The 14505-nt window shown below is 38.9% G+C and carries 13 protein-coding genes; 3 read left to right on the top strand and 10 right to left on the bottom strand.

What is annotated here, in order from left to right; translation table 11 throughout:
- Positions 1 to 1137, bottom strand: a complete 1137-nt coding sequence (locus tag NSQ91_RS15915) for a glycerol dehydrogenase (RefSeq protein ID WP_076099237.1) — start codon at positions 1135 to 1137, stop codon at positions 1 to 3.
- Positions 1138 to 1340: 203 nt separating this feature from the next.
- On the opposite strand from NSQ91_RS15915, the gene NSQ91_RS15910 reads away from it, so the two are divergent.
- Positions 1341 to 2399 (top strand): PocR ligand-binding domain-containing protein, encoded by a 1059-nt coding sequence (locus NSQ91_RS15910; RefSeq protein ID WP_076302072.1) that lies wholly within the window; start codon positions 1341 to 1343, stop codon positions 2397 to 2399.
- A gap of 16 nt (positions 2400 to 2415) precedes the next feature.
- Here the strand turns inward: NSQ91_RS15910 and NSQ91_RS15905 are convergent, their stop codons facing one another.
- The 3 genes from NSQ91_RS15905 to NSQ91_RS15895 all read right to left on the bottom strand — a co-directional run bounded on the left by NSQ91_RS15905 (position 2416) and on the right by NSQ91_RS15895 (position 6099).
- On the bottom strand, positions 2416 to 3348 hold the full coding sequence (locus NSQ91_RS15905; protein ID WP_340918735.1) for a VanZ family protein: 933 nt from the start codon (positions 3346 to 3348) through the stop codon (positions 2416 to 2418).
- A gap of 158 nt (positions 3349 to 3506) precedes the next feature.
- Entirely contained in the window at positions 3507 to 5465 is a 1959-nt protein-coding gene (locus NSQ91_RS15900) for an RICIN domain-containing protein (protein ID WP_076190370.1), read from the bottom strand.
- Positions 5466 to 5673: 208 nt separating this feature from the next.
- Complete coding sequence (locus NSQ91_RS15895; protein WP_076190371.1) at positions 5674 to 6099, bottom strand: MerR family transcriptional regulator; 426 nt, start codon at positions 6097 to 6099, stop codon at positions 5674 to 5676.
- Between the two features lie 169 nt (positions 6100 to 6268).
- Here NSQ91_RS15895 and NSQ91_RS15890 point away from each other — a divergent pair, with 169 nt between their 5' ends.
- The gene (locus NSQ91_RS15890; RefSeq protein ID WP_076190372.1) at positions 6269 to 6589 is read left to right on the top strand and encodes a carboxymuconolactone decarboxylase family protein; all 321 of its coding nucleotides are present in this window, start codon (positions 6269 to 6271) and stop codon (positions 6587 to 6589) included.
- 21 nt (positions 6590 to 6610) lie between these two features.
- On the top strand, positions 6611 to 7006 hold the full coding sequence (locus NSQ91_RS15885; RefSeq protein WP_076184592.1) for a cupin domain-containing protein: 396 nt from the start codon (positions 6611 to 6613) through the stop codon (positions 7004 to 7006).
- Positions 7007 to 7074: 68 nt separating this feature from the next.
- Here the strand turns inward: NSQ91_RS15885 and NSQ91_RS15880 are convergent, their stop codons facing one another.
- From NSQ91_RS15880 to NSQ91_RS15855, 6 genes are all read right to left on the bottom strand, one after another.
- Complete coding sequence (locus NSQ91_RS15880; RefSeq protein ID WP_340918731.1) at positions 7075 to 10239, bottom strand: ATP-binding cassette domain-containing protein; 3165 nt, start codon at positions 10237 to 10239, stop codon at positions 7075 to 7077.
- A gap of 103 nt (positions 10240 to 10342) precedes the next feature.
- Positions 10343 to 10759 (bottom strand): SRPBCC family protein, encoded by a 417-nt coding sequence (locus NSQ91_RS15875; protein ID WP_340918728.1) that lies wholly within the window; start codon positions 10757 to 10759, stop codon positions 10343 to 10345.
- Between the two features lie 2 nt (positions 10760 to 10761).
- A complete protein-coding gene (locus NSQ91_RS15870) occupies positions 10762 to 11082 on the bottom strand; it encodes an ArsR/SmtB family transcription factor (protein ID WP_038571021.1) in 321 nt (106 codons plus the stop codon).
- A 216-nt stretch (positions 11083 to 11298) separates the two neighbouring features.
- The gene (locus NSQ91_RS15865) at positions 11299 to 12771 is read right to left on the bottom strand and encodes a glycoside hydrolase family 1 protein (RefSeq protein ID WP_076278465.1); all 1473 of its coding nucleotides are present in this window, start codon (positions 12769 to 12771) and stop codon (positions 11299 to 11301) included.
- Between the two features lie 42 nt (positions 12772 to 12813).
- On the bottom strand, positions 12814 to 14112 hold the full coding sequence (gene celB / locus NSQ91_RS15860; RefSeq protein ID WP_038571015.1) for a PTS cellobiose transporter subunit IIC: 1299 nt from the start codon (positions 14110 to 14112) through the stop codon (positions 12814 to 12816).
- A gap of 59 nt (positions 14113 to 14171) precedes the next feature.
- Positions 14172 to 14495 carry a PTS lactose/cellobiose transporter subunit IIA gene (locus NSQ91_RS15855; protein WP_051490993.1) on the bottom strand — a complete coding sequence of 108 codons (324 nt, stop codon included), beginning with the start codon at positions 14493 to 14495 and terminating at the stop codon, positions 14172 to 14174.
- Between the last annotated feature and the right edge of the window lie 10 nt (positions 14496 to 14505).

Raw genomic sequence — 14505 nt, 5'->3', positions numbered from 1 at the left:
TTAAAGCTCCTTACTTGATTTATATTGACGGCCTAATTGATCGGCTGCCATAATTGCTGATGCAACCGCATCCTCCGTAATTGGGAACGGCATCGAATGGATAGATTCCTCAGCAATGCAAGCTTTTTTAGCAACCTCAAGCAGTTCCTCATAGGTTACATGCTCAACACCAATATCCGCTAAGCATACTGGGAGGCCAATCGATAGACAGAAGTCCAACACTTCTTTTAATTCAGTCCGGTCTGCATTTTCAAGAACCAATTGAGCAATCGTGCTGAAGGCAACCTTTTCACCATGATAATAATGATGAGTTCCTTCCAAAGCAGTTAACCCATTATGAATCGCATGAATCGCTGCCAAACCACCACTTTCAAACCCAAGACCCGATAAAAGAATATTCGTCTCAATTATATTCTCCAAAGCTGGGGTTACGATATTCAGATCGCAAGCTTGCTTCGCCTTGAATCCATTCTCAAGCAATGTCTCATAGCAGAGCTTCGCAAGTCCCAACGCTGTTACTGTTCCTTTAGCTTCACCGCAAACCCCTTCACGAACTCCGCAAGGTAAACCTGCATTCACATTGGAGTAAGAATTTGCAGTAGCTCTTGCTTCAAAATAGGTTGAAAGTGCATCTCCCATACCTGCCACAAGAAATCTTGTAGGTGCATTGGCAATAACTGTTGTATCAATCATGACTACACTCGGGCTTTGCTTGAAATAAGCATAATCATCGAATTCACCTTCCGGAGTATAGAGCACCGCTGAGTGGCTTGTCGGAGCATCAGTTGCTGCTATCGTTGGAACGATAATCAGCGCTTCTCCTTCAGCTACACATTTTGCCGTATCAATCGCCTTACCTCCACCCAAGCCAATCGTACATGCACATTGATGTTCTTTGGCTAGCGCTTGTAATCTGGCGACTTCTTGTCTTGAGCATTCCCCGTGGAAGCCGCTTTCAACAAGAGTTATATTAAATTTCTGTTTAGTTGACTCCAGTTTGTCTTTCACACGTGTTACATCATCTGGATGGGCAATTAACAAAGCAGAATCACCAAATGTTTTTACGAAGTAACCTAAGTTCAATAATTCATTCTCACCTTGTACATATTTCGTCGGACTGATAAATGCTCTTCTCATTTTTCGTTCCTCCTCAGTTGTTTATAGTTATCATTATAGATTGCTCTAATTTAAGAAACATGAAACAATAAAAGCTTATTAAAGCGTTTTCTTATCGTATTTTTTTGTCATAATCGTGAAAAATCGAACTTTCATGTCATTGTGTTGAATTATTCTGTATAATGTTCATTAAGATTCTATAACTTACATAGGAGAATTTTGTGATGTCAAAATCCCGGTTCAATCTAGAAGAAATTATTGATTTGAAGAAATGGGAAAAGCTCCAGGATTCCTTATCTCTTGTAACCAAAATGGCTATTCTTACTGTTGATTACAAGGGTGTTCCTGTGACCAAGCACAGCTATTGCCAGCCATTCTGTCAAGGTGTGCGCCAGGACTCCCATCTCTCTCAATATTGTCAAAAATGTGATGCCCGCGCTGGGATTGAAGCGGTTCGCCAGAACAAACCATTTATTTATTTATGTCATTTCAATATTATAGATATCGCGATTCCCATCATTATAGATAATCAATATCTAGGTGCAATTATGGCCGGACAGCTCAAGCTTCGTGAACCTGACGTGCCACAACTGGAGCAAATTGTCTCTCGCCCGCCGAATGTGGAGACGAACATGAAATTTAAAGCACTCAAAGAGGATTACCAGGCACTGCCTGTTTTATCCTACGATGAAGTAACAAAGTGTGTTGAGCTGCTGCTGCAGTTAAGTACCTATATCGTGGAGGAAGCCATTCAAAAGCATACTACTGTGGATTTGTACAAAAAGGTTCTGACCACCAATATAGAAGACCCCACTTCTGCTGAAGCAATGGACGAGTCAGACCGTACGTACCGAAAAATCCAATCCATACAGCAGGAGTTATCCGGGGCCTTGATCGAGACCAAATTAAAGAATGGTGTACAAAAGTTCGTCTCAGTAAATTCTGTGCTTCAGCCTGCTTTTAATTACATTTATGCTCACAAAAATGAGAATTTCAGCCTCAAAGAGATGGCTAAACTTTGTCATATCAGCCCCAGTTATTTCAGCCGTATTTTCACTAAAGAAACTGGAGAGAATTTCTCCATCTTCATTGCCAGACTCAAGATTGAATGGGCTAAGCAACTGCTGGAATCCACGGATTCCCCGATCAATCAAGTCAGTGATGATTTGGGCTTTTGCGACACGGGCTATTTCATTAAAACCTTCAAAAAATACGAGAACCTCACCCCGGCTGTATATCGGAATATGTATATGAGGCGATCAGCAAAAGAAACCCTCCGTTAATAAAATTAACGAAGGGTTAGTTCCTTTCCCACCAATGCTTCATTTCACTAAATCCTACATCCCATAACTTCACATTCCCTTTAAGGATAAAGGTTATTTCTTTTACGGTAACTAATGCCGTATTGTTGAGTTCAGCTTGGGAACTATATTGTTCACTGGATTGAAGGATCATGTTACCATCAGCTATAATCATTAGTTCACTGCTAGAATTTTCATTTTGCGGGAATCCAAAGCTGAAATATAACCATACCTCTTTTTTATCACCCAAAGTATAGGTGTATTTTTTAATATCTTCACCTTCACTGCTGTACAAATTCATTTTTGGTATTATATTTTTACCTGCGATAGTGAAACTGGGAAGATTATGCGTGGTAGGCATGCTTCCCGTAAGCTTTTCCAACGTTTGTAATCCCTGCACAGGTCTTTCACTTTTCTTCAGAGTTAAATCAATGATCTCAGAGATTCCCATGATTCCAACCAATAGCACAACAACAGATAATGCCGAAGTAAAAAGTGATCTCCTGGTGATTTCCGGGGAAAATCCAATCTTATATGCACAAAATCCGATCATTGCCCCTAACGTATTGGAGATGACATCGGCTACATCAAAGGAACCCAAAAAAGTTAAAGCTTGAAGACTTTCCAGCACAAAAATTGTTAAGATAAACAAACAAATAAACTTCTTAAAATGTGTACGATACAGCAAAGGGAATAATACGCCAAAAGGAATAAAAGCAGCGATGTTCCCAAAGTCATAAACCCAAGAAAAGGATAGGTCAAAGAGATCAGGAAAAAGAAGCGGAACACTTTCTGGAATCAACATAAACGTATATTCATACTGGCTTGTTGCATGCTCTACTCTATTGAAAGCAAAAAACAAAAAATATAAGATCAACAGTGTATACAACATAGTTCCTATAATAAGAATCTTTCGTAATTTCACTCCCATAATAACTTCACAATTCCCTCCATATGTCGATGGAAATAGTATATCTCTCCAAAGTGACATTCCCGTGACACTGAAGGTGACGATTTAGTCATTCAAAGCTTATATCGACAAAAAGTCATCACCCTTAATTTAAGGTCGATGACTTTTGGTTACATAAATTATCTATTCGAGACTAGTTTCCAGTGCTGGCCAGCAGAACCTGTATTATTTGTTTGAATAATATTTGCCCCCTCTGTCGTCGAACCCTGATCTACTGCCAGAGCTTTTCCACTGTTACGATTAATAATATTGTAAAAATCACCTGAGGACTCCAAAGTCCACTGCTGGTCATTCGATCCGTTATCATTCCATTGTACACTTTGAGCACCGTTAGCTAATGAACCTCCTAAAATGCCCAGGTTTTTACGACTATTAGTATTGACCAGCTTCGTATAACCATCAGCTGTGCTGACTACAAACCAATTTTGGTCATGGGATGAAATTCCGCTGGTCCACTGAACCGCCTTCCCTCCATCCGCCATCGAACCTTGATAGATACCCAACACTTTACCACTGTTCTCATTAACTAATCGATAACTGTCCACCATAATATGTCCTTCATCTGGAACCAACTCCCACAGCTGATCAGTGCTGCCTGCATCAGTCTGCTGTATAACTTGGGTACCCTCTTCAGTAGAACCCTGCGCTATACCTAACGTCTGACCACTGTTACGGTTAACAATCTTGTAGTAGTTACCAGAGGCTTGTAAAGTCCACTGCTGGTCATCGGAATGGTTTTCAGTCCATAATACGGCTTTAGCTCCTTCTGTTGTTGATCCTTCTAATATTCCGGCGACCTTTCCACTCTTTGCATTCACAATGGATTTGTAACCGTTAGGAGCATAACCACTTTCCGCTGTGGAAATGAGCCAATATTGATCCAAAGAATTAGTCCCGCTGCTCCATTGGACGAGCGGATTGCCATTCGCAGTTCCACCTTCCAATACACCTAAAGCCTTCCCACTCTTCACATTAATTAATTTGTAGTAACCTACGGACATATCACCATATTTCACCGTGTTTTTCCCACTAAAAAATCCGGCTTGAGGGATAAATAAGCGGCCATTGCTAAGCGGCAGTAGTTGGCGGTTATACCCTGCATCTACGGGCGGATTATATGGAACCCAGCTTCCGGATGCATCCAATCTAGAAGAGTTGATCAGCACTTCTTTTTTTCCTGCAACGTTTAATACGAGTCTCCCATCTCCCAAAGCAGAAATATAGGGACTTCCTCCGTACCCTACAAGAGATCCTACTTCAGTTGGATTCCAGCTCTCAGGATCTGCTGAAATTTTCAAATAATTGGGCACGCCCGGGTATCCGACCATCTCATAGGTCATTGCGTAATTACCATTGCCCAGCTTAGCGATTGTAGGCATTCCTGGACGTAATTTACTGTCTGCAAATGCCACATCAACTACCACAGGTCCCCAGTTCGTACCCTCCAACGTAGTCTGATGAACTAACTTCTGGGCATGGGCAGGATCACGTTCATCTGAATAATAAACAATGAGTTTGTTGTTGTGAACCAAAAAGAAAGGCTCCCAAATGGGATCATAACCAATATCGTTTCGTCCACCTTCAGCAATAGTGCTTACATATGTCCATGTTCTACCTAAATCATTGCTTTTATATAATTCCAACTTGGTAGCTGCTTTGTTGCTTGGCACAGAATTTCCTGCAAGAAGCATAGTACCTGCAGGCATGTTACCTATAGATTGGGGGAGTTCAAACAATTCAGGGCAATTTAACATTCCCCAACCGTTTTGAGTATCCTCCACTTCTCCAACCTGATTCCAAGTGACACCATTGTCAACGCTTTCATAAATAGGGAAAACAGGGGTGGTATTAGAGGTTTGTTCAAATGTAGCATACATTTTATTATTGTTGATGCCACTATATTTAAGCTGGATTGCCCTAGGTGATAAAGCCCCATAGGATGGTGAATCTGCTGGTGGTACATATAAGACATTAGGACCGAAAGCGTTTACAATATTGCCGTCAAAGCTAATCCCTGTGCCAACCACTGTCACTAAAACCAACAAAAAAGACAAAAACTTCCTCAGTTCTCTTCTCAAAAGTAATTTCTCCTTTACTCTGGTTTTTTTAAACGAATACAGCTTCAATATAATTAATAAACGGATAAATGAGAATGTAATATCTCGACCGGATCATGCAATATGATTACACAAATAGACTCTCATCTTCGATTTCAAGTTTTGAAATTAGAAGAGGCAGATGAACAACCTTTGATAATCAAAAGTTGTTCATCTGCCTCTTAACTTGTTAGGAATCTACTTTTTCTTCTTGATGTGATTTCTTTTCATTGTGATAAAGGACGAATTCGTATTTATTCCCCGTTAGTTGATCATTATAAAATACAATTTTACGGTTCAGTATATCCAAGTTTTGTTGCAATGCCTTAATTTCTTGTTCCACTTGTTGCTTACGCTGTTCAAGTAAATTTTTCCGTTCAGGAATTGTCTCGTCCCCCATAGCCCGCCACTCGGTATATTGCTTCAATTCTGCCATCGTCATTCCTGAATCTTTTAAATGAAGCAAAAATTGAACCCAACCTATATCCTGATCTGTATATTCACGTAAATTATTGTCACTTCGATGTGGAGTAAGTAAGCCTTCCAATTCATAATATCTGAGCGTGCTCTTGTTAACACCGACGATTTCTGCAAATTCTCCAATGGAATAAGGCATGATCCCCACCTCCATTTCTAATTTTGTTTCTATTCAAAGGATATACTTAAATTAATAAAAAACCAAATGTCGGAGTATCAATCCATTTTTATGGCTTGCCTTAAAGTGTACTTTAAGGTCTATACTTCATTTTAAAGCAGTTAATCATCGATGAAAGGGATGTTCTTATATGGCTGAAAAACAAACAGCAGGACGAGACTTGTTAGGAGAATTCGCTCCGAAATTTGCTGAACTGAACGATGATATCTTATTCGGTGAAGTGTGGTCAAGAGAGGAAGAATTATCTGCACGTGACCGCAGCATGATTACAGTTTCAGCATTAATATCAGGAGGAAACTTTGAACAATTAACTCCACATCTGCATAAAGCAAAGGCAAACGGAATCACAAAAGATGAAGTAGCGGAAATCATCACGCACCTTTCGTTTTATGTAGGGTGGCCTAAAGCATGGTCGGCATTTAATATTGCCAAAGAAATTTATAAAAATTAAACGAAAGAGGTTTTTTTTATTATGGCTAATGAGCAACTAAGCAACAGTACTATCTTTCCACTCGGACAAAAGGTTGAAGCTAATTTTATAGGTGATGCATACTTGCAGATGATTTATACTGATGCGACACCTTTGAATGCGCCTATTGGGAACGTAACCTTTGCCCCGGGAGCTCGCAATAACTGGCACTTCCATAAAATCGGACAAGTATTATTAGTTACCGGTGGTGAGGGTTGGTATCAAGAAAAAGGCAAACCCGCTCAATTCCTCCAAAGCGGGGATGTTGTGAATATTCCAGCGAACGTAAAACATTGGCATGGTGCTACAAAAGACAGTTGGTTTGTCCACTTAGCCATTTCACCCGGAGAAACAGAATGGTTAGAACCTGTTGATGATGAGCTTTATAATCAATTATAAAAAAACGCATCGAGTCTATAGACTCGATGCGTTTCTTTTCTATATCGTCTTTTTGAGAAAACTAAACTTTATTGCTCAAGAAATTGGTAAACTGCCATCATCTCTTGTTTATTCAACTCACGAATACGATTGAAAATTGGAATATCAGCAACAGCTTCAATATTTAAGCTTTCAGAAATAACGTCACTTACTTTACCCGTTAGCCAAGTTTGAACATCTATACCTTCAACGACTTCCTTACGCCCTTCATCATTGATTCCACTGGCATAACAACTCACACAGGGAATCGTTAATTTATATACGCCATCATGAAGTCCATCTTCCGAAATAACTTTTTTCCCTTTACAGAATGGACAGGGATGGCTTGCTTTAACCTTATTAATTAAGGTGACGATTTTTTTGTAACCAAACGCTTCATAGACATAAGTCAGCTTTTTATATTTTCCATTAGTGAAATACTTATCTATGATATTTTCTCTTGTTTCGTGGATATTGGCAAAATCACAGATCGTAATCCGGTTTTTCCTGCTGATGGTTTCGATACTGCCGCTAATGCTGTCCCAGAATGGCATGGCATTTTGTAACACCATTTCATATTGCGCAAAACTTCCTAACTCTAGTTCAAGCATTTTTAGAGCGACTTGTGTTTCCCTAGGTAATAGAGAGACCTCTTCTGTCAAAACCATATCGCCGCCCACGATGGCTTTCATTTTTTCTAGTACCTGTAATTCGCCAACAGTGCTAATAACTTGATCAAGGGGCATCCCGATAATCTCACGAATATCAGTGTCGCCGTATTTAAGCTTTTTATGATGATTTAATACCGTTCCTTGACAAATTGGACAGGTAATCATTTTTTTGGATGCTTTAATATGCTCTTTAATAATCGATTTCGAGATAACCATATAGTTCCCGATAATGGTATTAAAGCCATCCCAAGTTCTCGAGGCTTTAGCTGCTTTATCATAAAAGGACTTTTCCCAATACCCGTATAAAAAGGTGTGTTTTTCAGCTTCTGTCATCTCATTATAACTTTTGCTAATATCCTGTCCGAGCTCATTCTTTAACTCATCAAAGATGAATTTTATTTTTGGTAATTGATAGAATTTCAGAATCTCCATCGCATCTGGATGTAATGAGCCGTCCCAAAAGGGTACGTTCTTGTCCTGAAGTACAATATCAAAATCAAATTCTTCAATCACACGGCGGCCCTTACAGCTTGGACAATGATTGTCTGATTGATAGAAATCAAAGCTTTTTGTATCTTTATTAGTGGGATGCGCTGCCACAATATGGTTGATCAAGCCACCCATTTCATAAAGGAAAGTAAACTGACTATACAAGTGTCGTTCCAGATCAATGGCGATGACAGGCGCAATCGTATCCGATTCATATTCACCATAAATCAGGCGGGCCATGGAGGATAAGCTTTTTAAGATGCCACCTTTATAGATGTTCTCTGCATTTTTAAAATAGGGGATCTGACTTTCTTTTAAATAGTCAATTCCATTTTGTAGCTGGAGTGTTGAAGAAATGTGCGCAGGTGCCACACTATCAGCAGGATTTTGTTGACGATAATAATCATCATGACTGAGAACATCAAGATGCTCCACAGGTGCAAGCTGTCTTTTGCCAAAATCAACGATAAAATCAGAGTTCTCTAACATATAAGAATTATGTTCAATCATGATTATGGAGACAGATTCATCCTGCAGAATGTCCCTAATGCTGTCAATGAATTGATTTAAAATATTTTGTGATAAACCTTTGGAAGGCTCGTCAAAAATAAAAAGTGTATGTGGATTTCTTGAGCCCGCAAACAGCTCAGAAACTAAATGGACACATTGAAATTCACCCGTGGATAAGGACTGTGTTTTTCGCTCCAACGTCAAATAACCAAGTCCAAGCTTGATCAATAAGCTTAGTCTTTTATGAGCAATGTCCTCATTTGGCAGTTCAACAATAATATCTTCAATCGAGCGCTCAAAAATATCATCAATATCCTCACTGTACTTTGTGAGTTTCCTTTTAATATCAAGAAAAGTGGCAACGGTCGAGCGACTGGTAATCGACTGATTTCGATCTTGCCCTACGATCACCAGCTTATCTTTGGAATAACGCTTTAGAAAATCTTTGACCATACACTCATTAACCAGTGTAGATTTACCACATCCGGACTCACCTGTAAAAGTTACCAGTCTATTCTGGGGAATCTGAATCTCGGCCATTTGAATATTACGACAATAAAGATCATGAAATTGATAATATTCTGCAGGTGCTGCCTGATTTAGTTCTCTATTGATGGGCTCAGGACGTGGTGATTCCTCAACTATTTTCCCGCCGTATTTGCCACTGCCAGGTCCAAAGAACAAGTGTTTATCCGCTGTGTCCAGCACCGTGTCAGAATGGTCAATGAGCCAAATTTGATTTTTATATCCCAATTGTTTAATCTCCGCTAAAATCTTCAATAGCGTTTGGTGATCGAGACCCACGGAGATTTCATCAATGATAATCACGGTATTTTCACTTGTTGCCATGAATTCTGCCAGGTAAAGTCGTGTTAATTCTCCGCCTGATAATGTACCCATAATACGATTTAATGTTAAATAACCAATATTCATATTGATTATATTTTTCAGAATTTGTTGTTTACCTTCACTTATTTTTAGAATATCTGCCTGTGATAAAATGGTCTCTATACTTAAGTCGTTTAGATCAGAAATACTCTTTGCTTGATCCAATAATTCAATTTTATATTGTTCAGCTGCTTGATTATAGCGTTTCCCCTGACACTTTTTACACTCGACATTTTTTGTAGTTCCACGACCCTTACAATCAGGACACCAACCCAACTCATTATTAAATGAAAAAACCTCTGGAGAGAGATTATATTGTTCAGCAAGAGTGACACGGATTTCAGTAAACACACCTGTATGTGTGCCAATGGTTGACCGAGGATTTGAAGATATGGATGATCTACCAAGAAAAAGAACAAGTGGCATTGCTTCCATTTTGATCGCACTGAAATTAGTCTCCATAATATTGGGGAATAAATACTGGTATTCAGCTTTTGGCAGTAAGGAAACGAGACGTTTTTTTGATTCTTCCCCAATCGTTTGACAAAAAGTTGTTTTACCAGATCCAGACAAACCAGCAATTCCTAACGACTCATCAACTGGCAGTACCGTTTCTAATCTGTTAATATTGTTCGCAATTAATTGATTTATTTTCATAGTAAGCTCATCTCATCTCCATTCTCTTCATCTAGTATTGCCATGATTTATTCCATTAAAAAGGGCACTTTCCTTATTCCAGAAAAGCGCCCTATTCTTGAAATTACAATTCTGCTAATGCCTTTTCGAGCTGACCACCCATATTTGTCCAAGCATATTTAGCACCTTCGATAGCTCCTTGGCGGGCTTTCGTCTCTTCACTAAATCCGGATTGATCTAGATGGAGATTAACCTTCCCCTCTGAATCTTGACTCAAAGTCCAAGTAACAGTAGTACTTTCTCCCGCACTATTCCAAGTATAAGATAACGTATGCGGCTCATCCACGACGAGTACTTCGCTATCTACAATTCCATCCCACCATTCATTTGGCTCAGCACGGAATTGAAATTTATGACCAACGACGGGTTTAAAATCATTACTCCAGATCCATTTCGCAAGCATATCCGAATCCGTTAAAGCATTCCATACCTTCTCGATCGAACTTGTAAATTGAAAATCTAATGATACATCTGGTTTCATAGTTATTCCTCCAATATAAGTTTTAATTTATCAATTCTTTGTTTCCAGAATCCTTCATAAAAAGATACCCAATCTTGAATTTCTTTCAAAGGATTGGCATTCAACCGATACCTCGTCTCTCTGCCAACCTTCCGAGCAATTACGAGACCAGCATCTTTAAGTATATTTAAATGCTTCGAAACGGCTGTACGACCCATTTCAAAATGAATCGTTATCTCATACAGAGGTAATTCATCTACATCAGCCAGAATTTGAAGAAGTTTTCTTCTTGTTGGATCCGCAACAGCGTCATAAACATCCCTCACTTGACTATTGTCGCTCACAACCACCCCCACCTTTTCCGTAATATTTCCTGTAATGTCACCTAGTATCCATCATTATTACCTAATAGGACACCATTTGGTGTCTAATTGATTATAAGACACCAAATGGTCACATGTCAACAATTCAGTAAAAAAAGCATTACCAAAAGCAAGTCCAGCTTAGGACTGCTTTTGATAATGCCTCCAGATAAATCATTTCGTTTTACGATTTAATAATTAATCTAATTGTTCTCCATTAGTAGCGATAACATTTTTGTACCAATAAAATGATTTTTTCTTTATACGACGTTTTGTACCTCTGCCCATATCATCTTGGTCCACATAAATGTAACCATAACGTTTGGACATTTGATTTGTTCCTGCACTCACCATATCTATGCAACCCCAGCTTGTGTAGCCCATTACATCTACACCATCTGCAATGGCTTCTTTTATTTGCTTAATATGTTCTTTTAAATAATCAATTCGGTAATCATCCTCTATAACATCGCCTTCTTGTAATACGTCTAAGGCACCTAGGCCATTCTCTGCAACAAGTACCGGCTTTTGATAGAGGTCATACAATTGGTTTATTGCAGTTCGTAAACCCTTAGGATCAATCTGCCAACCCCAATCACTCGATGGTAAATAAGGATTTTTCACTCCGCCTGTAAGCAAATTCCCTTCTGCGCCTTCTATCTTTTCTGGATGTGCACTGACTGCACCAGACATATAGTAGCTAAAGGATACATAATCCACTGGATAGTCTTTCATGATTTGTTCATCCTCGGGCTCTGTTTTCAAAACTATATTTTTTTCTGCAAACATTCGAGCGGTATAAGCCGGATAGTAACCTCTCGCTTGAACATCAGTAAAGAATAAAGAGGTACGTTGTTTATCAACTGTGGCTTGAACGTCGTCAGGATCACAGCTATAAGGAACAAGAAGTTGATAACTAACCATACATCCAACCATTGCTTGAGGATTACTTTCTTTACACGCTTTGGTTGCAAGTGCACTTGCGACAAATTGATGATGCGCTCCTTGAAACATTGCTTGTTCAATATTCGGGTGATTTTCTTCGATAACCCCTAAACTTACATATTGGTGGTGTACTACACAGTTAATTTCATTAAAAGTCATCCAATATTTCACTTTATGCTTGTATCTTTCAGCTACAGTGGTTGCATAGCGAACAAAGAAATCTATAACTTTCCGGTTCACCCAACCTCCATACTTAGTTGTTAGATGAAGTGGCATTTCATAATGGGATAAAGTAACAATAGGCTCAATTCCATATTTGTTCAATTCATCAAACACACGATCATAAAATGCAAGACCTTCTTCATTAGGGATTAATTCATCCCCATTTGGAAAAATACGAGTCCAAGCAATGGACATACGGAAGGCTTTAAAACCCATTTCGGCCAATAAAGCAATATCTTCTTTATAGTGGTGATAAAAATCCACCCCATGTCTTTTGGGATAATACTTTTCACTTGCGGGATCTTGTGCTTCTTCTATTTGTTTATGAGTCATGAGGTGCCACTGGTCAGACCAGTTTTTTTTAGGGGTGTTTTCGTCAAAAATATATACATCTGCTAGAGAAAGCCCTTTACCGCCAACATTACTTGCTCCTTCTAGTTGATTGGCAGCTGCTGCTCCTCCCCATAAAAAGTTTTCTGGAAATGTCGTTTTCAATTCAAACATGTGTAAACCCTCCTTGTTGTTAAATAAAACATATGCTACGGATTAAACCTGTTGGATAAGGGCATCTTGTTCTTCTTTATATTTTTGATTATCCATTATTCTAAAGAACGGATAGTAAATAATAAACGCTACTGCAAACAGTACAATTTGTAAGATCATTCCCGAGATACTACCTGTCATCAAATATCCGCCGATAATTAATGGCATTGTTCCCGGTGGCAGTACACCTATTGGCAACGCTACTAATCCAAAATCCATGGAGAGATAGGTTATCAAAACAGTAACAATCGGTGTTATAAGAAATGGGATTAACATCATTGGGTTTAATACGATAGGCATCCCAAAGATTAACGGCTCATTGATATTAAATAGTCCTGGTCCAATCGTCAGTCGACCCATTTGTTTCAGCTGTTTGCTCTTCGCAAAGAATAACATAGCAATCGTTAGTCCTAGAGTTGCACCAGATCCACCGATAAAGATAAGATATCTGAATTCTGCTGTAACAATATTATGGACGGGTGAACCCGCTGCGTAGGCTGCAGCATTTTCTGAGGTCAATTGCAACCAGATAGGCAACATGACAGAACCTACAATGGTGGAACCATGTAATCCGATTGCCCATAATAAGTTGATTAACAAGAACACAACAATTGTTCCCGCTAAGCTTGTTCCAACAGTGGTTAATGGTTGTTGAAGAAGCTTGGCAACAATGGTATGCACGTTATCAAAACCAGTAAAGTTCTCAACAAGTAGGCGAACTCCCCAGACACTCACGATAACAAAGAAACCAGGAATAATCGCTGTAAAGGATTTAGCAACTGTTGGCGGCACACCATCCGGCATTTTAATAACTATATTTTTTTGTACGATTCTGCGATATATTTCTGTTGCGAAGATTGCGGTTAACAATCCTACAAATAAACCTTGACTCGAAAAATAATTCACGTTCATTGCTTTTGTGACAACATCATCTACTGTGAAAGAAGTTGATGGAGTGACTACAAAATATGAACATAATGCCACAGCCCCTGAAGAAAGCGGATCCACTTTATAGCTCTCTGCTAGTCTGTATCCCACGGCAAATGTTGCAACTAATGCGACAAGGTTAAATGTACCATTGTACGGATATAGTAAGGCTGTTTTGATATTTGGATGGGCGACCAAGAAATCTAAATAGGCTGGAATTGGCAGGTTTGCTAAGATTAAAAAAATGGAACCGATAATAATAAACGGGATAGTTAAAACCATTGCATCGCGAAGCGCTTGTAAATGCCGCTGACCAGAGATTTTACCTGCAACTGGCATTACCTTATCTTCTAAAAATTTCGTTATTTTATCCATAGTTTCTTGCACGCTCCCGAAGAAGTATTTTCTTATTGCGATGCCACTTCTTTTTGATCCTATTTTGAAAGCTTATAAAGTTCAATGATTTCCGTAACAAGTAAAGAAATGGTCTCTACACTCATTAGTTGGTCTTCAGCATGCATAAGGATCAGTGAGAATTGAAGCTGTTCGCCATTTGCTTCTCTTTTGATTAATGATTTATGCATTTTATGACCTTCTCTAAAAAATTGCTTTGATTCTTCTAATTTTTCTTGTGCCTCTTTAAATTCTCCCTCTTTGGCTGCGTAAAGCGCCTCCATTACTAAGCTTTTAGCTGCGCCTACATTACTGATAATGTTAAAAGCCACAGTATAGTATTCCTCTTTCACTTCATCTACCATTTCTCTCTAC

It is taken from the genome of Paenibacillus sp. FSL R7-0048, from assembly GCF_038004505.1.
GTDB classification, from domain to species: Bacteria; Bacillota; Bacilli; order Paenibacillales; family Paenibacillaceae; genus Paenibacillus_AQ; species Paenibacillus_AQ odorifer.
Note: the sequence above shows the minus strand (reverse complement) of the source record. Positions and strands in the feature narration are given on the sequence as shown.